We start from the raw sequence: 20,203 nt of genomic DNA, 5'->3' as shown, positions 1-20,203 counted from the left end.
GCTTAGGCGGGCAATGGAATGTCGTCACCTGGCGTCGACGGAGCGCCAGGACCTGGAGGCGAACATGACCGACGACCGCATCACCCGACGCGCCGCCCTCGCCGGGGGAGGAGCGCTGGCGGCCGGCGCGGTGCTCGCCGGCGTGGCGACGGCTCCCGCCTCCGCCGCGTCCCGCTTCGCGTCACCGGCGTTCCCGGGGATGGTGCTCGACCAGCTCGTCGGGCAGCTCGTCGTCTACTCGTACCCCGGCCTCACGCCCCCGGCGTCGCTGCTCCGGCTGATCCGTGCCGGGCGCGTCGGCGGGATCATCTTCTTCGGCGAGAACATCACCTCCACGACGCAGATCGCCGGCGTCGTCGCCCAGCTCCGGCACGCGCACGCCCAGAGCCGGGTGCGGTCGCCCCTGCTGCTGATGACCGACCAGGAGGGCGGCGTGGTGCGCCGCCTCAAGGACCAGGAGCCGTTCCTCACCGCGAAGGAGATCGGCCAGCAGCCGGACGCGAAGGCCGCCGCCACCGCGGCCGGGGTCGGCGCCGCCGCCGGGCTCAAGGCCGCCGGGATGAACCTCAACCTCGCCCCCGTGGTCGACGTCTACCGGGAGGAGGGCAACTTCGACGACCAGTTCGGCCGGTCGTTCTCCTCGGACCCGACGGTCGCCGGCGACCTCGGGATGCGCTTCGCCACCGCGCAGCAGGCCGCGGGGATCGCCGCGACGGCCAAGCACTTCCCCGGGCTGGGAGCGGCACCCGCCGGCGCGAACACCGACCTCACCGCGGTGACGCTCTCGCAGAGTCTCAAGGAGCTGCGGACCGTCGACGAGGCGGCCTTCGTCCCGTCGATCCGCGCGGGCATCGACCTCGTGATGGCGTCGTGGGCGATCTACCCCGCGCTCGACGCGAAGCGCCCCGCGGGGCTGTCCCGCCGGGTGATCAAGGACGAGCTCCGCGGACGGCTGGGGTTCCGCGGGGTGACCATCACCGACGCGCTCGAGGCGGGGTCCCTCGACGCGTTCGGCTCGGACGCGGAGGTCGCGGTCCTCGCCGCGAAGGCCGGCATGGACGTCCTGCTGTGCTCCTCCCGCGACGTCGCCCAGGGCGACGCGGTGGCGGCGGCCCTCAAGGACGCTCTGCTGCACCGCCGGCTCGACGCGCGGGCGTTCCTCGAGGCGCTCCTCCGCGTACGGCGGCTCCGCAGCCGCCTCGACTGACGGTCAGGGTCCGGCTCCCGCCGGCAGCCCTGGCGCTCAGCCCGCGCGCAGCGAGCCGAGCGAGCGTGAGCGCTGCTCGAGGAGGTCGGCGTACGTGCCGTCGCGCTCGGCCCACCGCAGCCGCTGGGCGGCCCGGACCACGACCTCGTCCGGCGTCGGGTCGGCGCTGATGAGGTCGACGACCTCGTCGAGGTAGCCCTCGAGCGGCAGCGCCGCCGGGTTCAGGAGCTCCTGCCCGGCGGTGGCGACCGCGGGCGGGACGAGCTCGGTGACGCCGACGCCGGTGCCACGGAGGTGCTCCCGGAGCGCCACGGTGTAGGCGTGCACCCCGGCCTTCGAGGCGCCGTACGTGGGCATCAGGGGGAAGGGCAGGAACGCGATGCCGGAGGTGACCGTGATGATGTCGCCGCCGCCCCGGGCGAGGAGGTGCGGCGTGAAGGCGTCGACGACCCGGATGGTGCCCAGCAGGTTGACCTCGATCGTGGTCTGCGCCTGCGCGAAGTGCACGGGGTCGCGGAGGTCCTCCGGGAGCATGACGCCCGACATCGTCACCACGACGTCGAGGTCGGGGTGCTTCGCGAGCACCTCGTCGCGGGCGCGCAGGACGGAGCCCGCGTCGGTGACGTCGACCTCGAGCGAGTCGAGGCCCTCGAGAGTCACCGACCGGCGGCCCCCCACGACGACCGTGCTCCCCGCGGCCGCGAAGCGTCGGGCCAGCCCGAGCCCGATCCCCGACGTCCCGCCGACGACCAGGACGGTGCGTCCTTCGATGTTCATGCGTCTTCTCTCCTCGTGCTGATGGGTACCTGACCAGCGTCGGTCCGGGCACCCGCAGCAGGAAGGCCCCTCGTCTTCCTAGGAGTGGCAGACCCCCTGTTGCCCGGCGGGGCTGCGAGCGTGCCGAGCGTCCACCGGGACGACCGGTCGTCAGGCCGCTCCCTCCCCGAGCCGCCGAGGCGCGGTGCTCGTGGCGGTGCGTTGGGGATCGGGCGGCAGCTGCCAGGCGCCGCCGCGGTCCTCGGTGGCCCTGCGGGCGACGAGGTCGGGGATGTGCAGCGCGGCGGCGACGGCCGCGACCGACCTCAGGGCGGTGACGGCTCCCCGGCTCTTCGGCATGGAGAGTCGGAGCAGGCCTGTCGCCGGTCGGCGTAACCGCGGGGTACCTTCCCGCCGTGGGACTCGAGCGATGGCCGCAAGAGCGAGACCCAACGGTTCTAGGAGCAGTCGTTCACGGTCCAGCAGTCGTCGCTCGCTCGCCCGGCAGTGCGGTCGCGGTGCGCTGCATCTTCGCTCGCCCTGGCGGGCTGGAGCTGGACCTGGTCCTTCGCGCCGTCGGCGTTCAGGCTGAGGCCGCAGGGCGCCAGTCTCTTGAAGAGCCGGACGATCGGGGCACGCGTCGGTGTGAGGGTTCGTGGCTCGGTAGGGGTGGTTCTGAGCTTGACCTGACCATCGAGATCGACGGACGAAAAGCCGTCGTCTACCCCTTCGAGCAGTCAGCCAGCGGTGGGGAGGACGAGTACACCAGCGAGTTCCGCGTTGCGGTCGATGTATTGCCCTCTGACGGGCGCGTCACGCTTATCACTTCGTGGCCGCGGGCCGGTCTGGCGAAGGGCGGGGTGACTCTCACGCTGGCGACGCTCGACGGGCTGGAGGACCGCGTGGTGCAGCTGCCGAAGGAGGACTGAAGGGTGGTGCTCCCAATCCGCTCGACCCCAGATGAGCCGGCGTCGTACCGCACGTAGCCCGACCGTCGTGCGGAGTACGCATGCCGACCCTCGTGCGAAGCACCTTTGAGGCGCTCTTGACGCGCCTGACTGTTAGGCAGACTATTCAAGACATCGCCTGGGCAACAGACGAACTGGTCCTCGTCAGGAGGTGTCCTGATGGTGCAGTTCTTCCTGCTGGTCGACGGCGGCTGCGGCGCGTGCGTCGAGATAGGCGCCGACCTGAGTAGCCTCCCTCAGCTTCAGGTGGTCTCCGGGTCCGACGCAGCCCGATGGGGTCTGGCCGACTACTGGGACGGATCGGCACCGACGCTCGTACGGCGACAGCCCAACGGCCCTGACCGAACATGGCAGGGTTGGGGTCTGCGGTGGCAGATGGCTCAGATGCTCGGAGTCCGCCGCTGGCGGGAGTGGCCGTCCATGCTGCAGCGCGAGACCTCGGCACGTCGCGACCGTGGATTGCACATCTCGCGTAGGGACGCTCTGCTGGGGTTGGCTGCTGGCGCGGTCGCTGCAGTGGTGGGTTCTCAGCCCGCGCTCGCTTCTTCGCCGCGTCAGCGTCCGACCGTGCTTGGTCGCGCAGACCTCGACGCTGTCATCCGGCGGTCTGCCTCAGCTCGCGCAGCTGTTACCTCGTTCGGCAGGGTCGACAAGGCCTACCGGATCACGCTTGCTGACGAGTCGATGACGGGGCTGGTGCACGGCGGACCGGACGGGTCGGCGACCCTTACCCTCGTGCCGGACGACAGCGCGTCCGACCAGGCAGCGATGTCGCTGGTCTTCAGCCGACGCAACCCCGTCTTCCACTATTCCCGTCCCAACGGCGAGGTCGTTGCCGCCAACAACTTCCGCTCCGGGGCCATCACCGCCGCCTCTCCCACGCTCGAACGACACGCCAACCTGGTGCACCCCGACAGCGCAAGCAGCAGGGTCAAGTGCTTCGTCGCCACCGTGGGGGCACGGACCACCAAATGCAAGGACCACTGCAGCAACTGCGGCTACGACATTGTGGTCAACGACCCGCTCGACTTCTTGACGACGCTGGCCATCGACAGCGAGTGCTGGGCGTGCATCGCCTGCGCCGGCGGGTCCGCCGTGGCGGCAGCTAAGACTTGCTTCTTCTGATGAGTCAAGTTCTCCTAGTCGACCCCGTCTTGGGCGATCCAGCGTGGCACCTCCTTCGCGCCGCACTAGCCGAACGCGGGATCTCCACGACGATCTTCGAACCGGTACCCGTTCACAGCTACGACCAAGACGTCGAAGCCGCAGCCTTGTACGAGCAGCTCGGCCGACTCGACACCGGCGACACGGACCTTGCCCTTGCCGTGGGCGGTGCCTGCGGCCCAGCCGTCCACGCCTTCACAGATCACGGCTGGTTCGCCAGAACTGGACTGGTCATGCTCGACCCAAATATCGGGCCCCTCGTCAAGGAACTGCCCGATCTGAAGAAGTTCCTGCTCGCCAACCCTGGCTCCTCGACAGCCTCGGTCGCCTCAGCAGCGCGAGCGAGTGGGCGACTAGCACTCGCCTTCGCCAAGCGACTCCCCCAGTTCGCCTCAGGCCGATCAGTCGACGCAACCGAAGGCTTGTTCCGCGACCTAGCGTCGAACGACCAGCAGCGACGGTGGACGACCGCGATGGCGGAGGCCACCCGGAGAAAAGAGCCGATCGACTCCGACCTGCATGACAGTTCGGGACTCGGTAGCCGGGTCCTCGACTGGTACCAGCCGTGGCTCAATGGGGGCGACGACGTAGAAGTCTGGTTCCGAAAGTCGACCGGGCTCGCACGGTTCGCAGAGCAGCAACCGACCCGGCAGGGCCGGTTTCGTCTGATCGATGCGCCGTCAGCCGCCTGGATCAATGCACCCGAAGTCCTGGCCGCGCAGATCGAGGCCAGTCTGTCCTAGCCGTCAGGCGTCGCGCCCGGCTTGGTCCGGTGATGCGTGTTCTTGATTTCGGGCACAGGACAGTCCTCGTTTCCGGCTGGCCCACGAAACTGTGGGAGTGACCTCGAGCGACATCGTCGACGCGGCGGCTGGCGGCTGGCGGCTGAATGAGCCGCGGAGCCGCCGCTCGCCCGCTTGGCGCGCCGTCATCTCGCGGCGCCCGAGTCGTCGTTAGCCCGACCGTCGTTTGGAGCACGCAAGGCGACCGTCGTGCGGAGCACGCAAGGCGACCGTCGTGCGGAGCACGCAAGCCGACCGTCGTGCGGAGCACGCAAGCCGACCGTCGTGCGGAGCACGCAAGCCGACCGTGTTCCGAGAGCCCCCAGACCGGAGCGATGAATCAACTCCTGGTGGGCTATGCGCGGGTATCCACAGCAGCAGAATCTGACCGCTGCCGGTTCGTTCAGCTCGTCGCGGCTTGTCGGACTAGTTGGACCATGTCGGTGGTGTCGAGGCCGAGGGCTCGCATGTGGCGGACGAAGGCTTCGGCCGCGTGGTGGGCGTCGATACGGGTCTGGCCAAGGGGGGCGGCGACGATGGTGCCGCGGCGCCGGGCGGTCTGGACGAGGCCGGCTTGTTCGAGTTCGCGGTAGGTCCGGGCGACAGTGTTGGGTGCGAGTCCGAGGTCAGCGGCCAGGCGGCGGACGGTGGGGAGCTGGGTACCGGGCGCCAGATCGCCTGACGCGATCTGCTCGAGGAGTTGGACCCGAAGTTGTTCGAACGGGGGAACCGCGGAAGAGGTGTCGACGCGCAGCATCAGGAACGCACGCCCTCGTTCGCCGCAGGACCCGTGCCCGACCGGCCAGCATTCGACGGGGTGATCGAGGCCAGGGTCGCCTTCGTGCCTGCCATCCCAAGTTGGGCGTCCCGCAGAAGGGTGGCGCGGCGCTTCGTCCTCGGGGTCACGTTAAGCAGGACCAGGGCGAGCAGGGAGAAGACGAGGAAGGTCAGGCTGATCCAAAAGACGACATCGGGTCCGATGCCTTGGGCCGGAGTGCCGTACGAGCGGGGAAGGGTCTCCGAGATCAGGGGCGGCACCAGGAAGCCGAGGGCGGCGGGCAGACGCCAGAGCTGGCGGAGCAGGTCGCCTCGGACGGCATCACGCCAGAAGAAGCTGATCGCGTCTGGACTCGGTTGCGGGGCGGCGACCAGGCGGCGGGCGACGACCTCGACGACGACCCACACGGCGGGGAGGCCCATGATCGCGCCCACCAGCAGGGCGTGTTGAACCGGGCCGAAGCTGTTCCCAGTCCAGGTGTCGTACCGGGTGGCGGCGAGAGCGGCGGCAATCAGCAGGGCCATCTGCACACGTATCACGAGGAGCGCGGACCAATGGACGGAGTCGGCGAGCCGGGGCGCATGGGTGGACGCGACCCGTACCGGTCCGCGAACGTCCGGCGCCGCGGCCAGGAATCCGCCGATCCCGGCGCCGACGCACATCAACGCGAACGGCAGGATGCCGGTGGCCGAAGTCACTGCCAGGCTCGCATCGTCGGACGGTTCGAACCACACGCTGCTCGGGATGCTGGCCAGCATGCCGACCATCCCCCCGGCCAGCGTTCCGGCGAAGGTACGCCACTGGACCGCGGTCACCTCGTCCGCCACTTCCGGCGTGATAGGTGCGTCCTGCTGGCTGATCCACCGCCGCGCGTACCACGCCCGCGCGCTCGGTCTCCGACCGATCAACAACGCGACCGCGCAGGCGGCCGCCACGGTCGAGGTCATGACGACGATCGGAGTGTCCATTCCAGCCTCCTGCTTTGCACCACTTTTGTCTCAATGTAGCAAGACAATAACTGCACCGGAAGACGCACACGAGGCTACGGTTGACACCAAGGTTGGGTGCTGGGCAGCTGGCGGACGCAGGGCAAGGAAACCCGTCTCGAGCGGAACACGACCAGGGAGCATCCTGCATGTGCCGACCACGCCGTAAGCCGTCCGTGATGCGCGGCAGAAGCGATCGGATCGAGCGATGTGCACCACGGTCGGCGCACGTCTCGTTAGACCCGCCCGCAGAGCATTCGCAGTGAAGGGCCTTCTTGCGGCACGGACCGCTTCTCGAGCCGGAGCGCGGACTGACGCCGTGAGCGAGCGCGCTCCTCGCCCTCAGCCCAGGCGCCGAACGTCGAGGGCGGTCTCGACCGCGCCCCCGGAACCGTCGCTCTCGATCCTGTACGCGCCCACGCCGTCGCGCTCGGTGAGGGCTTCGACGAGCGTCGTGCCGCGGTAGAGGAGGCCGGCACCGTCGTCGGTCGCGTAGCCAGCGGGCAGGGTCCCGTCGCCGACGAGCCGCTGGAACAGGGGGCGCCGGCCCGGCTCGCTGTCGTAGTGGACGCCGTTGGAGAAGGGGAGCAGGGCCAGACCGTTGGTCACCGGGCGGAGGGGCGGGCCGAACGAGTCCGTGGTCCCGCCGACGTGCCAGCAGATCGACCCGGCCGAGACGCCGGTGAGGACGACGCCGCCCTGCCAGGCCTCGCGCAGGATCGTGTCCAGGCCGTGCAGCCGCCACATGGCGAGCAGGCCGGCGACGCTGCCGCCCCACACCCAGACGACGTCCTGGGCCAGCAGGTGCGCGCGGACGTCGTCCACGTTCGGCATCGACGTGAGCGCCAGGTGGCTCCCGACCCAGCCCTGGCGCCACGCGTTGTCGTAGAACGTCGTGATCAGGGCCGGGTCCTCGGCGGCGGCGGTGGCGAGGAAGCAGACGCGCGGGGCGCGGCCGCTCACCCCGGCCAGCTCGACCGCGTGGCGGGTCAGCGGACCGACCTCCCAGGCCAGGCGGGTGGACTCGACGAAACCACCCGAGGTGGCGAGGACCGTGGGGGCGTCGGCGGGCACGGCCGGGACGCTACCGGGGGGCCGGCGCGGGACCTCGCGGCGGGTCGTACGCGTGCGGGCCCGGGTCAGGCCCGGAGGGCGACCAGCTCGATCTCCACCCGTGCGCCGAGCGGCAGCCCGGCGACGGCGACGGTCGTCCGCGCGGGGTAGGGGGCGTCGAACACCGACGCGTAGACCGCGTTCATCGCGGTGAAGTCGGCCATGTCGACGAGGAACACGTTGACCTTGACCACGTCGGCGAAGGTCAGGTCGCCGGCCGCCAGCACCCGTTCGAGGTTGGTGAAGACCTGCTGGACCTGCGCCGTGAGGTCGCCGTCGACGAGCCGGCCCGTCGTCGGGTCGATGGGGGTCTGCCCGGACAGGTAGACCGGCCCGCCCTCGACGACGACGGCCTGGGAGTAGGGGCCGACGGGCTCGGGGGCGTCGGCGGCGTGCAGCGGCGTACGGGTCACGGCGCCATCCTCGCAGCGCGCCCGTTCTGCACGAGGCCGCCTTGAGTACCTTGACGGTTACATAACTGACCGGCTACGTTCAAGCCATGGACGCGGTGCTGCAGGCCCTGGCCGATCTCAGCCGGCGCACCGTGCTGGAGATCCTGCGGGAAGGTCCGGCCACGGCGGGGGAGCTGGCCGACGCCCTCCCCATCGCCCGGCCCGGCGTCTCGCGGCACCTGCGGGTCCTGCGCGAGGCGGGGCTCGTGGAGGCCCGGCAGGAGGCCCAGCGGCGGATCTACACCCTCCGCCCGGAGGCGCTGGTCGAGGTCGACACCTGGCTGGCCGGCTACCGCGCCCTGTGGGAGCACCGGCTCGATGCCCTGCACACGGAGATCGCCCGAGGCAAGAAGGAGCAGAGATGACCACCACCGGAACCATGCGCGCGCTCGACGACGAGCGCGGCGCGGTGCGCGTCGAGGACGTGTACGACACCGACGTCGACGACCTCTGGGAGGCGTGCACCCGGCCGGAGCGGCTGGCCCGGTGGATGGCGCAGCTCCAGGGTGAACCGCAGCTGGGCGCGACGGTCCAGGCCGTCTTCACCAGCACGTGGTCGGGGCCGCTGCGGATCGACGTCTGCGACGCCCCCCACCACCTCCTCGTCACCGGTCACCCCGGCACCGACGAGGAGACGCAGATCGAGGCGTGGCTGACCGCGGAGGGCTCGCGTACGCGGCTCGTCGTCGAGGAGCGCGGCCTGCCGGGGGACGAGCTGCACTACTACGGGGCCGGGTGGCAGGCGCACCTGGAGGACCTCGGCCGGTCCGTGTCCGGCGCCGGTCCGGTGCACCCGGAGGGCTGGTCGTCGGAGGCGGCCGCGCCGGCGTGGCGCGAGCGCTGGACCGCGCTCGTCCCCGCGTACCGGTAGCCGGCGGTTCAGGAGACGACGTTGATGGCGACCATGCCGACGACGATGAGCGCGGCGAAGGGGACCACCAGCAGGAGGTGCAGCGTGCGGTGCTCGACGACGACGGCCACGAACTCGCGCAGGAAGGCGCTGGGGACGTAGTAGCGCGCGGTCGGCGAGCCGACGACCTGGGTGTCGCTGCCGATCTCCCGGGCGAGGATCGCCGTCCGCAGCACGTGGTAGTTGTTCGTGACCGCGAGCGCCGGGCCCGGTCGCCCGGCGTCCCGCTGCACGGCGGCGGAGAGCAGCAGGTTCTCGCGCGTGTTGCGTGCCTCCACCTCGGGCCGGACGTCGGCCGGGTCGACGCCCTGCGCGAGCAGGTACTCGGCCATCGCCGCGCCCTCCGACCGGGACTCGTCGTCGCCCTGCCCGCCGGAGGGGATGAGCAGCGGCGGCCGGCCCTCGGCAGCGGCGCGGCGGTAGAGGTCCAGGGCCCGGTCGAGCCGGCTCCGGAGCAGCGGCGGGACCCGCCCGTCGATGATGCGGGAGCCCAGGACGACCAGGGCGGCCGGCCGGACCCGCTCGGCGGTCCGGCCGTAGACCACGGAGTAGACGAGGAACACGACGAACACCACGCCCGCGTACGCGCTCAGCAGGAAGAGCAGGGCGGCGGCGCCGATGCCGAACGGGTTCCGGGTGAGGAACAGGAGGGCCCCGACCACGGGCAGGACCAGGAGCGCGAGACCGGCGAGCAGCGACAGGCTCGTCGCGAGCGACAGCCCCTCCGCGCGGATGACCTTCACCCCGTTGGCGATGGCGAAGCCCGCGAGGACCACGACGGCGAGCGGGGCGAGGCCGACCAGGAGCACCACCCCCAGCCCGAAGGCGGGGGAGACGCCGGCCAGCAGCGTGAACGCCCCCGAGAGGAGGAACCACGCGGCGGCCACCAGGAACACGCCGTTGCGCAGCAGCCGGCGGTCGCGTCGGCGGTAGACGGCGTACAGCACCACGAAGACCGCACCGATCGCCAGGCTCACCACCCCGTCACGGTAACGGCGCAGCGCCCGGAACCCTCATGATCAGCAGGTGAGCCGGTGGAGCCTGCCCTTCGACGTCGCCGTCCTGGGCGGGCTCGCGCTGTTCGCGGTGCTGCTCGTGCCCGTCCTGGTCGTGCAGTACCGACGGTTCGGGCGGCTGAGCGCGCGCCGGGTCCTCGCGGTCTCCGCGGTCTGCGTGTACGCCGTCGCGCTCGTCGCCTACACGACGCTCCCGCTGCCCCCGACCACCGAGAACTGCGGCCCCCGCGGGGGCACCCGGGTGCAGCTCGTGCCGTTCACGTTCGTCCACGACATCGCCCGCCAGACCGCGGGGCTCGGGGTCGTGGCCACCCTGACCAGCGCGGTCACGCTGCAGGTCGTGTTCAACGTGGCGCTGTTCGTCCCGTTCGGGCTGCTCGTGCGACGGTTCGCCGGGCGGCGGCTGGGCACCACGGTCCTGCTCGGCCTGCTCACCTCGCTCGTCGTCGAGGTCAGCCAGGGCACCGCGCTCTGGGGCCTCTACGCCTGCTCCTACCGCGTCGCCGACGTCGACGACCTGATCGCGAACACGACGGGAGCGCTGGTCGGTGCGCTGCTCGCGCCCCGCTTCCTCGCCTGGCTCCCGATGCCGGCCCAGCTCGTGCCCCGCCGGCTGGAGCCGCGGCGGGTCACCGTCGTCCGGCGTTGGACCGGCATGGTCGTCGACGCGGCCGTCTTCGCCGTCTCCTCCGCGGTGGTCGCCTTCGTCGGCCGGGTCCTCGCCGAGCTGCTGGAGCTGCCCGACGCCTCGCTGCTCGGCGGGCTCGCGCCGGCCGTGCCCACGCTCCTGGCGGGGGTGGCCACCTTCGTCGTGCCGGTGCTCACCCGTCGCGGGGCCTCGCTGGGGCAGCGGCTGGTCTGGCTCCGGCCCCGGTGGGGGAGCCCGCCCTCCCTCGTCCGCCGCCTGCTGCTCGCAGCCGTCGGCACCGGCTGGGCGCTGTCCTTCGCGCTCGGCGCGGTCGTCGACGGCGAGAGTCCCTGGCAGCTCGTCGCGCTCGTCCTGTCGGTCCCGGCCGTGCTCGCGGTGCTCTCGGTGCCCTTCACCCGCGGGTCCCGGGGGCTGAGCCTGGTGCTGGCCCGCGCCGACCTCGTCGACTCGCGGTCCCCGGCGGTGCCCACCCTGACCCGGACCAGCGGCTGACGCCCGCGCCCGTGCGGACACGGGGGTCCGTCCCGGGCGGGGAGGGTCACCCGGGACGGAGGTGGTCCGGCGCGGGGGGGCCACGCCGGGAACCACACCTTCTCAGCGGGCCCGGTGCGCGGGTGGGAAGAGTGGGGAACTTCCCTGACGTCCGTCGCCGGGGTGAGTCCCAGCCCGGAAAAACCCCTCCTGGTCAGGTGTCCTGGGCCACGTGGTCGACCGTGACGAAGTCGATCAGCTCCTCGACCGTGGTCAGCAGCGGGCGCTCGATGTCGTTCCAGGACCGCACCCGGCCGAGGATCGCCTGCCAGGCGCGGGCGATGTCGGCCTGGTCCGCGTGCGGCAGCTTGAGCACCTCGCAGATGCCGGCCTTCCACTCGACGTCGCGGGGGATGTCGGGCCAGCGCTTGAGCCCGACGCGCTCCGGCTTCACGGCCTGCCAGACGTCGACGTACGGGTGGCCGAGCACGCGGACCCACTGGCCGTACCGGCCGCGCTCCACGGCCTGCGCGATGCGCGTCTCCTTGCTGCCCGGCACCAGGTGGTCGGCGAGCACCCCGAGCCGACGCCCCGGCCCCGGTGCGAACTCCTCGACCACGCCGGCGAGGTCGTCGATGCCGCCGAGGTACTCGACGACCACGCCCACGTGGCGCAGGTCGTCGCCCCAGATGCGTTCCACGAGCTCGGCGTCGTGGCGGCCCTCGACGTAGATCCGGCTCGGCAGGGCCACCTTGGCCTTGTCGCCGCCGGGCGTGGCCACCGAACCGCTCGCCGTCCGCTTCCCGCCGCGGGCCGAGGCCGCCCGCACGGGAGCCTGCAGCGTCACCGGGCGGCCGTCGACCAGGAAGCCGGCGCCGAGCGGGAAGCTCCGGACCTTGCCGCGGCGGTCCTCGAGCTGGACGATGCCGTTCTCCCAGCGCAGCACCGCGCCGCAGAAGCCGGTGGTGGCGTCCTCGACGACGAGGTCGCGCTCGAGGGTCAGCGGTTCGCTGACGGGCTTGCGGGGCGCGTTCCAGCCGGCGCTGAGGACGTCGCCGTTGTAGCGGTCGAGGGGGCTCACCGCGGCAGGCTAGGCGGCGGTCCACCCCGTGCCGCGGAGGCGGCGCCGCGCGTCGGATCCGTCGGACGACATTCGCCTGGCCGCCGCGCGCCGTTCATGCGGGAGGAGCAGGCTCACCCCTCGTGACCAACCCCCCCAAACCGGCCAGCCCGACGAACGAGCCCACCGGCCTGACCACCCCCGTCCCGAGCACCACCCCGACCCGCCGCACCGTGCTGAAGGGCGCGGCGCTCGCGGCCGCCGTCGCGGCCGGTTCCGGGGGCCTGGGCAGCCTGCGCACCTTCGACCTCGAGGCCGCGGCGGCGCCCGCGCACCACGGGGTCTTCGGCTACGGCGTGGCCAGCGGCGACCCGACCGGCGACGCGATCGTGCTGTGGACGCGCGCGACCCCGCCGCCGGAGACGCCGGACGGGCCGGTCGCGACGCCGGGTTCCGGGATCGGGAAGCCGCTGCGCGTGCGCTGGGAGCTGGCGTACGACAAGCACTTCCGCCACGTGGCCAAGCGCGGGACCGCCTCGGCCCGCGCCGAGTCCGACCACACGGTCAAGGTCGACGTCCACGGCCTGCGGCCCTACACGCGCTACTGGTACCGCTTCCGCGCCGCCGGCGAGTGGAGCCCGGTCGGGCGTACGCAGACCGCGCCCGACGAGCCGCGCCGCGAGCACGCGCTGCGCTTCGCGCTGGTCTCGTGCAGCAACTACACCGGCGGCTACTTCACGGCCTACCGGGCGCTGGGGGAGCGTGACGACCTCGACTTCGTCCTGCACGTCGGCGACTACGTCTACGAGTACGGCAACGGACCCGACCGCTACGGGCCCGCGGACCTCGTCGGCAAGCGCGACGGCATCCCGGCCACGGAGACCGTCGACCTGGAGGGCTACCGGCTGCGGCACGCGCTCCACAAGGCCGACCCCGACCTGCAGCTCGCGCACCGCCGCCACCCGTGGATCACGATCTTCGACGACCACGAGGTCGCCAACAACGCGTGGAGCGACGGCGCCGAGAACCACACCCCCGGGGCCGAGGGCGACTTCCTCACGCGCCGGCGCCAGGCGTACGAGGCCTACCTCGAGTGGATGCCGTTCCGCCTGCCGAACCAGCACACGGTCGACCACCAGGGCACCCGCTTCTTCAAGCGGTTCACCTTCGGCAAGCTGGCCGACCTGTCCGTGCTGGAGACCCGCCAGAACCGCAGCGCGCAGGTGGACGTCGCCGGGTTCACGAAGACGGGCGGCGGGTTTATCCCCAGCAGCGCGCCGGCCGTCGCCGCCGAGCTCGCCGACGCCGACCGGCACCTGCCGGAGCCGGAGCAGCTGCGCTGGCTCGAGAAGGCCGTCGCGAAGAAGGGCCGCTCCTGGCACCTCGTCGGCAACCAGGTGATCTTCACCCCGATCCGCTTCCCGGGGGCCGCGCTCGGGCTGCCGGCCGGGGACTACCTGAACTCCGACCAGTGGGACGGCTACCAGGCCGACCAGACGAGGCTGATCGACCACCTCGACGAGCACGACAGCCGCCACGGCGACGCCGTGTTCCTGACGGGCGACATCCACTCGTCGTGGGCGATGGACGTGCCCGTGGAGCGCAAGGCGGGCTACCGGTCGGCCGGGGTCGAGTTCGTGTGCCCGTCGGTGACGAGCGACGGCTTCTACGAGCTCGTCCGGGCGTCCGCGAAGACCGCTCCCGTGCCGACGGCCGTCCAGACGACCCGCGGCCTGACCACGGCGGTGGCCGCGACGAACCCGTGGGTCCGCTACCTCGACGGCATCGGGCACGGCTTCGTGGTCCTCGACGTCACGCGCAAGCGCGTGCAGGCCGACTACTACCTGACGCCGGTCCCGACCTCGGGCCTGCCCGACCCGCGCGTCGACCCGGACGTGGAGCCGGCGTACGCGACGAGCTGGCGGACCCCGCACGGCACGCGCCGCGTCGCCCCCGCCGACGGGCCGGTGGGGCGCCGCCACGACGAGCCGCACCACCGCAAGCACTAGGCGGGTCTAGGCGCCGGGGCAGCCGCAGGACGTGCGGACCACGAGGTCCAGGGCGAACAGCCGGTGCGACTCCCCGGCCGGCTGACGGAGGGCGTCGAGCGCGGCCTCGGCCATGGCGGCGACGGGCTGCCGGGCCGAGGTGAGCGGCGGGACCGCGTACGCGCCGTCGTCGGTCCCGTCGAAGCCGACGACGGCGACGTCCTCGGGGACGCGGACGCCGGCGGACCAGAGGCCGTGCAGGAGGCCGAAGGCCTGCGCGTCGGACGTGGCGAAGACCGCGGTCGGGCGGTTCGGCAGCGCGAGGAGCTCGGCGGCGGCGTCCTGCCCGCCGGAGCGCTCGAACGGGACCCGGACGACCGGCCCCGGCTCGGCGCCGGCCGCCGCGAGGGCCTGCTGCCACCCCAGCTCGCGGGCGACGGGTCGCTCGGCGGCGACCTCGCCGCTGACCATCGCGACCGAGCGGTGCCCGTGCACGGTGAGCAGGTGCTCGACGGCCAGCTCGGCGCCCTGGCGGGTGTCCGGGCCGAGCGCGTGGACGCCGGGCACGGGAAAGGGCGCGTTCACGACGACCGTGGGCACCCCGGGAGCCACGGCGGGCGGGCGACCGGTGAGGTGCATGACCGTGGCGACGACGACGCCGTCGATGCCGTGCCGCGGCAGGCTCTCGACCAGCTCCTGCTCCCGGTCCGGCACCGCGTCCGAGCTCGCCGTGATCACGGCCAGCCCCTCGTCGTGGGCGGCCGCCTGGAAGGCCTCCGAGAAGGCCGCGAAGAAGGGGTTCGTGACGCTGGGCAGGACCAGGCCGACCATTCCGGTCGAACCGACCCGCAACGCCCGCGCTGCCCGGTTGGGCCGGTAGTCGAGCTGCCGGACGGCCTCCCGCACCCGTTCCGCGGTGGCCGGCGCCACCGGGCGGGGGCCCTCGTTGAGCACGTAGCTGACCACCGCCGGGCTCACCCCGGCCAGCCGCGCGACCTCGGCCGCCGTCGCGCGGCGTGCGGGTTCGGGGGGCTGCGGCACGCCCCCACCTTCTCTCAGGCCGGTGGGTCGGGGCCACCGCCACCGCGGTCGCTCGAGGCGATCGAGGAGGAGAGCCGCTCACGACCGTTAGGCCTACGTGTCCCCGTGGCGTGAGAAAACCGCCGCCCCGGGGCGGCGGCGACTTAGGTTCTCCGCGTGAGCAGAGGCGTACGGGGGCAGTGGTGGAGCTGAGCCGGAGCCGCCTCGCCGACCGGCCGGTGGTGCGGAGCCTGCGTCTGCTGGTTGGGCTCGTCCTCTTCGGCCTGGCGCTCGCGCTGCTCGTCCACGGCGGGCTGGGGCTCGACCCGTGGACGGTCTTCAGCTTCGGCGTCAGCCGGCACGTCACGCTCACGCTGGGCGAGGTGACCGTGATCAGCTCGGTCGTCGTGCTGCTGCTGTGGATCCCGCTCCGGCAGCGGCCGGGCCTCGGGACCGTCGCCAACGCGCTCGTGGTCGGGCCCGTCCTCGACCTCGGGGTGGCGTGGCTGCCGACGCCGGACGCGCTCGCCCTGCAGGTGCTGTTCGTGGTCCTGGCCGTCGCCTTCGTCGCCGTCGGCACCGGGCTCTACGTCGGCGTCGGCTGGGGGCCGGGTCCCCGCGACGGGCTGATGACCGGGCTGGTCCGGCTCGGCCTGCCCCTCTACCTCGCGCGGACGCTGATCGAGGGCACCGTGCTGCTCATCGGCTGGCTGCTCGGCGGCACGGTCGGGCTCGCGACCGTCGTCTACGCCCTGGCCGTGGGCCCGCTGGTGGGACGCGTCCTGCCCCGGCTGACGCTCGGGCCGACGCGCCGGGACCGCCCCGCCTGAGCGGTGGGCCCGGACCCGGGCTCAGGCGGTCTCGTCCGCGGCCAGCTGGTCGAGCTGGGCGTCGAGGGCCTCGTCGACGACCTGCTGGTCGGGGTGCGCGTCGTACCAGTCGACGATCTCCTGCGCGCCCTGCACCCAGGTCGTCGTCGCGACGAAGTCGGGCACGAGCGTCTTGATCTTGCTGTTGTCGAAGATCAACGAGTGGGCCTTGTCGCCGACGATGCCGTCCTTCCACGCCGGGATCGCCCGACCGAGCCGCTCGGACCCGACGTGCACGATGTCGGCCTCCGCACCGGCCGCCCGCGCGAGGCCGCGCGCGACGTCGTCCCAGGTCAGGTGCTCGTCGGTGGTGATGTGCACGTCGTCGCCGACCACGCGCGGGTCGCCCAGGAGCGGGACGAAGCCCTTCGCGAAGTCGCGGGAGTGCGTCAGCGTCCAGAAGGACGTGCCGTCGCCGTGCACGACCGTGGGCCGCCCGCGCCGCATCCGGTCGATGACCGTCCAGCCGCCCTCGAGCGGGATCAGGGTCGGGTCGTACGTGTGCGACGGCCGCACGACCGTCATCGGGAAGTCGTCCTCCCGATACGCGGCGACGAGCAGGTCCTCGCAGGCGATCTTGTCGCGGGAGTAGCGCCAGAACGGGTTGCGCAGCGGCGTGGACTCGGAGATCGGGAGCCGCACCACCGGCTTGCGGTAGGCCGACGCCGAGCTGATGAAGACGTACTGGCCGGTGCGTCCCGCGAACAGGTCGACGTCGGCCTGCACCTGGTCGGGGGTGAAGGCGCGGAAGTTCACGACGACGTCGAACGTCCGCGACCCGACCGCCTCGCGCACCGACGCCGGGTCGGTGGCGTCGCCGACGATGCTCGTCGCGCCCTCGATCGGCGGGCGGGTGCCGTCGACCCCGCGGTTCAGCAGCGTGAGGTCCCAGCCGCGCGCGATCGCGAGCCGGCTGCTCTCGGAGCTGATGATGCCGTTGCCGCCGATGAACAGTGCCTTCACGTATGTGCCTCTCGTGGTGCGGGATGGTGCAGGGAGGTCGGGATCGACCGGCGTCAGAGGGGGTCGAGCCGGGCCCGGAGCAGGCAGAACACGTTGCCCTCGGGGTCGGCGAGGACGTGCCAGGACTCCTCGCCGGTCTGACCGACGTCGGCCGTCCGGGCCCCGAGCGCGAGGAGCCGCTCGAGCTCGGCCTCCTGGTCGCGGTCGGTCGTGTTCAGGTCGATGTGCAGGCGGGACCGCGCCGGTGCCGGCTCGGCCTCGCGGCTCAGGATGATCGTCGCCTGCGCGCCGCCCCAGCCCGAGCGCGGACCGATCTCGAGCATGCTGCCGTCGTCCTCACGGTCGAGGACGACGAAGTCGAGGACCTCGCACCAGAAGCGCGCCAACGCCTCCGGGTCGCGGCACGCGAGCACGAGCTCGCCGATCCGACTGGCCATCCGAGCAAACTAGCCGCGCCCGCCCGGGCTCTCGGCACCGCCCTCGTACGCTCCGGGTCCCGTGGTGCGGGTCAGGGCACGTGCGGTGCGGCGAGCGCCGCCGCGGCCCGGCGCCGGGAGGTCTTCGTGCCGTCGACGACGGGGACGTCGGTGATCTCCCGCAGCTGTGCGCAGAGCCGGTCGACCGTCCATGTCCCGCCCACCGGGAGGGTGTGCAGCGGCTTCGGCGCGGTGCCGGCTCGGCGCGCGAAGTCGACACCGCCGCCCGTGAACACGCTGACGGTGGGGGAGACGACGACCGGGAGCCGCAGCCCGGTGGACGACCCGACCCACACCATCACCACGCCGGCCCAGCCCCGGTCGTACGCGCCCTCGTCCGACCGGAACCCCTCGCGGTCGACGCGCAGCAGGGTTCGCGTGACCTGGTGGCGGGCCTGGACGGCGCACCAGATTCCGTAGCCGATGACGGCCACGCCGAGGAACGGGTTCGGCCCGGAGCCGGCGTCCTGGGCCTCGAGCACGACCGCGACGAGGGTCCAGACCGCCCCGGCGACGAGGGCGGCGACGCTGCGGACCCGGTAGCTCCGCGGGGTGATCTGGACGAGCACGACGGGTCCCTCGTCGGCACCGCCCGGTGGGGTCTGCGACACGGGGCCAATCTCGCACGCGCGGGGTGGACAGGAGAGCGGTCTAATCGTTTAGATTGTGCGGGCGGCCGACGTTCGGCCCACTACGACCCGGCAACGGGGAAGGACGGGCACGACGTGAAGATCGGTGTCATCGGGACGGGACAGTTCGCCGGGAGCTTCATCCACCTCTGGCAGCTGCACCCCGACGTGGAGGCGGTCTACGTCACGGACCTCGTCGCGGAGCGCGCCGCCGAGCACGTCGAGCGCTACGGCCTCGCCGGCTCGTACGCCGACGTGGACGAGCTGCTGGCCTCCGACTGCGACGCGGTCGGTGTCTTCACCCAGCGCTGGACCCACGCCGAGCTGGTCCTGCGGGCGCTCGACGCCGGCAAGCACGTCTACTCCGCGGTGCCGATGGCCCTGACGGTGGACGAGATCGCGGCCATCGTCGCCAAGGTCGAGCAGACCGGGCTCGTCTACATGATGGGCGAGACCAGCTACTACAACCCGGCCGTCGTGTGGGCGCGGGCGCAGCGGGCCGACGGGGCGTTCGGGCGCGTCTTCTACGCCGAGGGTGACTACGTGCACGACATGGACAACGGCTTCTACGCCGCCTACCAGTTCAGCGGGGGCGACGCCTGGAAGTCGACGGCCTCGTACCCGCCCATGCTCTACCCGACCCACGCCGTCGGCGGCGTGCTCGGCGTCCTCCCGACGCACGCGACCTCGGTGTCCTGCCTCGGGATCCGCGACGACCGCGGCGACGGGGTCTTCGACGCGGGCGTCTCGCTGTGGGGCAACGAGTTCTCGAACATGACGGCCCTCTTCGGGCTCGCCGACGGCGGCACGATGCGGACGAACGAGTTCCGTCGGGTGGGGCACCCCGCGCGGGTGCACGAGTCCCGGTTCCGCTTCTACGGGACCGACGGCGTGATGGAGCAGACCTCGACCGGCGCCTCCTGGAGCACCCGCGACGAGATCTCCGACATCGGCGACCTGTTCCGGACCTACACGCACCAGGGCGTCGTCACCGACCCCCGGGTGCTGGAGGGGATCGACCCGGCCCTGCGGCACAGCTTCGAGTCCGGCATGGCGCAGGTGCACGACCGGACCCGCCTCCCGGCCGCGTTCGAGGGCGCCCCGAACGGGCACGAGGGCAGCCACCACTTCCTGGCCGACGACTTCGTCCGCGGGGTCGCCACGCACACCCAGCCGCCGGTGAACGCCTGGCGCGCCGCCCGGTTCACGCTGCCGGGGATCGTGGCCTGGGACTCCGCGAACAAGGACGGCGAGCGCCTCGACGTGCCCGACTTCGGCGACGGCCCGGCCGACCCCGGCTGGGGCTGACCCGCCTCTCTCCTGAGCCTGTCGAAGGGCCCGGAACGGGTTGGCGTCCGGGCGGGCTCGACAGACGCCGACCTCGTCGAGGCCCTTCGACAAGCTCAGGGGGCGTGCGCCGGGCAGGGTCGCCTTCCGCGCAGCCGTGAAGACGCTCCCTGAGCCTGTCGAAGGGCCCGGAACGGGTCGGCGTCCTTTCGGGCACGACAGACGCCGACCTCTTCGAGGCCCTTCGACAAGCTCAGGGGGCGTGCGCCGGGCAGGGTCGCCTTCCGCGCAGCCGTGAAGACGTTCCCTGAGCCTGTCGAAGGGCCCGGAACGGGTCGGCGTCCTTTCGGGCACGACAGACGCCGACCTCTTCGAGGCCCTTCGACAAGCTCAGGGGGCGTGCGCGGGGCAGGGTCGCCTTCGCGCAGCCGCAAGAACGTTCCCTGAGCCTGTCGAAGGGCCCGGAACGGGTCGGCGTCCTTACGGGCACAGAGGACACCGACCTCTTCGAGGCCCTTCGACAAGCTCAGGGAGTGCGCGCCGAGGCAGGGTCGCCTTCGCGCAGCCGCAAGGACGTCCCCTGAGCCTGTCGAAGGGCCCGGAACGGGTCGGCGCTTCTTCCGTCGGACGAGCTCAGGGGGCGTGACGGGTCCCGCGTC

22 protein-coding genes are annotated in these 20,203 nt (G+C 72.4%); 10 read left to right on the top strand and 12 right to left on the bottom strand.

From position 1 onward, the window contains the following. Positions 1-13: 13 nt before the first annotated feature. Entirely contained in the window at positions 14-1,207 is a 1,194-nt protein-coding gene (locus ABD665_RS06940) for a glycoside hydrolase family 3 N-terminal domain-containing protein (RefSeq protein WP_204911626.1), read from the top strand. 36 nt (positions 1,208-1,243) lie between these two features. Here the strand turns inward: ABD665_RS06940 and ABD665_RS06935 are convergent, their stop codons facing one another. Continuing rightward, positions 1,244-1,984 carry an SDR family NAD(P)-dependent oxidoreductase gene (locus tag ABD665_RS06935; RefSeq protein WP_204911627.1) on the bottom strand — a complete coding sequence of 247 codons (741 nt, stop codon included), beginning with the start codon at positions 1,982-1,984 and terminating at the stop codon, positions 1,244-1,246. A gap of 150 nt (positions 1,985-2,134) precedes the next feature. Continuing rightward, positions 2,135-2,323 (bottom strand): hypothetical protein, encoded by a 189-nt coding sequence (locus tag ABD665_RS06930; protein ID WP_204911628.1) that lies wholly within the window; start codon positions 2,321-2,323, stop codon positions 2,135-2,137. A gap of 56 nt (positions 2,324-2,379) precedes the next feature. Between ABD665_RS06930 and ABD665_RS06925 the strand changes: the two genes are divergently transcribed. The 3 genes from ABD665_RS06925 to ABD665_RS06915 all read left to right on the top strand — a co-directional run bounded on the left by ABD665_RS06925 (position 2,380) and on the right by ABD665_RS06915 (position 4,838). After that, positions 2,380-2,892 carry a hypothetical protein gene (locus ABD665_RS06925; protein ID WP_204911629.1) on the top strand — a complete coding sequence of 171 codons (513 nt, stop codon included), beginning with the start codon at positions 2,380-2,382 and terminating at the stop codon, positions 2,890-2,892. Between the two features lie 198 nt (positions 2,893-3,090). Then, positions 3,091-4,056, top strand: coding sequence for a twin-arginine translocation signal domain-containing protein (locus tag ABD665_RS06920; RefSeq protein WP_204911630.1), 966 nt, complete (start codon positions 3,091-3,093; stop codon positions 4,054-4,056). Then, positions 4,056-4,838: a hypothetical protein gene (locus ABD665_RS06915; RefSeq protein WP_204911631.1), complete on the top strand. Its 783-nt coding sequence runs from the start codon at positions 4,056-4,058 to the stop codon at positions 4,836-4,838. Before ABD665_RS06920 ends, ABD665_RS06915 begins: the two co-directional genes overlap by 1 nt. Before the next feature lie 442 nt (positions 4,839-5,280). On the opposite strand, the gene ABD665_RS06910 is transcribed toward ABD665_RS06915, so the two are convergent. The 4 genes from ABD665_RS06910 to ABD665_RS06895 form a co-directional block, all read right to left on the bottom strand. Further along, positions 5,281-5,634, bottom strand: a complete 354-nt coding sequence (locus ABD665_RS06910; protein WP_204911632.1) for a GntR family transcriptional regulator — start codon at positions 5,632-5,634, stop codon at positions 5,281-5,283. Next, entirely contained in the window at positions 5,634-6,623 is a 990-nt protein-coding gene (locus ABD665_RS06905) for a hypothetical protein (protein WP_204911633.1), read from the bottom strand. Before ABD665_RS06905 ends, ABD665_RS06910 begins: the two co-directional genes overlap by 1 nt. Positions 6,624-6,983: 360 nt before the next feature. Further along, a complete protein-coding gene (locus ABD665_RS06900; protein WP_204911634.1) occupies positions 6,984-7,715 on the bottom strand; it encodes a Type 1 glutamine amidotransferase-like domain-containing protein in 732 nt (243 codons plus the stop codon). A 65-nt stretch (positions 7,716-7,780) separates the two neighbouring features. Continuing rightward, positions 7,781-8,167, bottom strand: a complete 387-nt coding sequence (locus ABD665_RS06895) for a Rid family detoxifying hydrolase (RefSeq protein WP_204911635.1) — start codon at positions 8,165-8,167, stop codon at positions 7,781-7,783. Positions 8,168-8,253: 86 nt separating this feature from the next. Here ABD665_RS06895 and ABD665_RS06890 point away from each other — a divergent pair, with 86 nt between their 5' ends. Both ABD665_RS06890 and ABD665_RS06885 read left to right on the top strand, forming a co-directional pair. Beyond that, the gene (locus ABD665_RS06890) at positions 8,254-8,571 is read left to right on the top strand and encodes a metalloregulator ArsR/SmtB family transcription factor (protein WP_204911636.1); all 318 of its coding nucleotides are present in this window, start codon (positions 8,254-8,256) and stop codon (positions 8,569-8,571) included. Beyond that, positions 8,568-9,077 carry an SRPBCC domain-containing protein gene (locus ABD665_RS06885; protein WP_204911637.1) on the top strand — a complete coding sequence of 170 codons (510 nt, stop codon included), beginning with the start codon at positions 8,568-8,570 and terminating at the stop codon, positions 9,075-9,077. The genes ABD665_RS06890 and ABD665_RS06885 overlap by 4 nt, the downstream gene beginning before the upstream one ends. 8 nt (positions 9,078-9,085) lie before the next feature. On the opposite strand, the gene ABD665_RS06880 is transcribed toward ABD665_RS06885, so the two are convergent. Beyond that, entirely contained in the window at positions 9,086-10,096 is a 1,011-nt protein-coding gene (locus tag ABD665_RS06880) for an ElyC/SanA/YdcF family protein (RefSeq protein WP_204911638.1), read from the bottom strand. A gap of 46 nt (positions 10,097-10,142) precedes the next feature. Here ABD665_RS06880 and ABD665_RS06875 point away from each other — a divergent pair, with 46 nt between their 5' ends. Further along, a complete protein-coding gene (locus ABD665_RS06875) occupies positions 10,143-11,273 on the top strand; it encodes a VanZ family protein (RefSeq protein ID WP_204911639.1) in 1,131 nt (376 codons plus the stop codon). Positions 11,274-11,466: 193 nt separating this feature from the next. On the opposite strand, the gene ABD665_RS06870 is transcribed toward ABD665_RS06875, so the two are convergent. Continuing rightward, positions 11,467-12,333, bottom strand: a complete 867-nt coding sequence (locus ABD665_RS06870) for a DUF3097 family protein (protein ID WP_204911640.1) — start codon at positions 12,331-12,333, stop codon at positions 11,467-11,469. 122 nt (positions 12,334-12,455) lie between these two features. On the opposite strand from ABD665_RS06870, the gene ABD665_RS06865 reads away from it, so the two are divergent. Then, positions 12,456-14,321 carry an alkaline phosphatase D family protein gene (locus ABD665_RS06865; protein ID WP_204911641.1) on the top strand — a complete coding sequence of 622 codons (1,866 nt, stop codon included), beginning with the start codon at positions 12,456-12,458 and terminating at the stop codon, positions 14,319-14,321. A gap of 6 nt (positions 14,322-14,327) precedes the next feature. Here ABD665_RS06865 and ABD665_RS06860 read toward each other — a convergent pair whose 3' ends face one another. Next, positions 14,328-15,341 (bottom strand): substrate-binding domain-containing protein, encoded by a 1,014-nt coding sequence (locus tag ABD665_RS06860; protein WP_204911642.1) that lies wholly within the window; start codon positions 15,339-15,341, stop codon positions 14,328-14,330. Between the two features lie 182 nt (positions 15,342-15,523). Here ABD665_RS06860 and yczE point away from each other — a divergent pair, with 182 nt between their 5' ends. After that, entirely contained in the window at positions 15,524-16,150 is a 627-nt protein-coding gene (yczE, locus tag ABD665_RS06855) for a membrane protein YczE (RefSeq protein WP_204911643.1), read from the top strand. 21 nt (positions 16,151-16,171) lie between these two features. Here yczE and ABD665_RS06850 read toward each other — a convergent pair whose 3' ends face one another. From ABD665_RS06850 to ABD665_RS06840, 3 genes are all read right to left on the bottom strand, one after another. After that, complete coding sequence (locus ABD665_RS06850) at positions 16,172-17,152, bottom strand: NAD-dependent epimerase/dehydratase family protein (protein WP_344741573.1); 981 nt, start codon at positions 17,150-17,152, stop codon at positions 16,172-16,174. A 53-nt stretch (positions 17,153-17,205) separates the two neighbouring features. Continuing rightward, complete coding sequence (locus ABD665_RS06845) at positions 17,206-17,589, bottom strand: VOC family protein (protein WP_344741571.1); 384 nt, start codon at positions 17,587-17,589, stop codon at positions 17,206-17,208. Between the two features lie 71 nt (positions 17,590-17,660). Then, a complete protein-coding gene (locus ABD665_RS06840; RefSeq protein ID WP_204911644.1) occupies positions 17,661-18,239 on the bottom strand; it encodes a hypothetical protein in 579 nt (192 codons plus the stop codon). 114 nt (positions 18,240-18,353) lie between these two features. Here ABD665_RS06840 and ABD665_RS06835 point away from each other — a divergent pair, with 114 nt between their 5' ends. Next, positions 18,354-19,565: a Gfo/Idh/MocA family oxidoreductase gene (locus ABD665_RS06835; protein ID WP_204911645.1), complete on the top strand. Its 1,212-nt coding sequence runs from the start codon at positions 18,354-18,356 to the stop codon at positions 19,563-19,565. Positions 19,566-20,203 lie beyond the last annotated feature (638 nt).

The sequence above is a fragment of the Microlunatus spumicola genome, assembly GCF_039536445.1.
GTDB classification, from domain to species: Bacteria; Actinomycetota; Actinomycetes; order Propionibacteriales; family Propionibacteriaceae; genus Microlunatus; species Microlunatus spumicola.
This window is presented reverse-complemented; position numbering and strand designations above follow the sequence as displayed.

Coding starts and splice junctions, on each gene's coding strand:
- ABD665_RS06940 (WP_204911626.1), top strand. CDS start 14: ATGGAATGTCGTCACCTGGCGTCGACGGAGCGCCAGGACCTGGAGGCG.
- ABD665_RS06935 (WP_204911627.1), bottom strand. CDS start 1,984: ATGAACATCGAAGGACGCACCGTCCTGGTCGTCGGCGGGACGTCGGGG.
- ABD665_RS06930 (WP_204911628.1), bottom strand. CDS start 2,323: ATGCCGAAGAGCCGGGGAGCCGTCACCGCCCTGAGGTCGGTCGCGGCC.
- ABD665_RS06920 (WP_204911630.1), top strand. CDS start 3,091: ATGGTGCAGTTCTTCCTGCTGGTCGACGGCGGCTGCGGCGCGTGCGTC.
- ABD665_RS06915 (WP_204911631.1), top strand. CDS start 4,056: ATGAGTCAAGTTCTCCTAGTCGACCCCGTCTTGGGCGATCCAGCGTGG.
- ABD665_RS06910 (WP_204911632.1), bottom strand. CDS start 5,634: ATGCTGCGCGTCGACACCTCTTCCGCGGTTCCCCCGTTCGAACAACTT.
- ABD665_RS06905 (WP_204911633.1), bottom strand. CDS start 6,623: ATGGACACTCCGATCGTCGTCATGACCTCGACCGTGGCGGCCGCCTGC.
- ABD665_RS06890 (WP_204911636.1), top strand. CDS start 8,254: ATGGACGCGGTGCTGCAGGCCCTGGCCGATCTCAGCCGGCGCACCGTG.
- ABD665_RS06885 (WP_204911637.1), top strand. CDS start 8,568: ATGACCACCACCGGAACCATGCGCGCGCTCGACGACGAGCGCGGCGCG.
- ABD665_RS06845 (WP_344741571.1), bottom strand. CDS start 17,589: ATGGCCAGTCGGATCGGCGAGCTCGTGCTCGCGTGCCGCGACCCGGAG.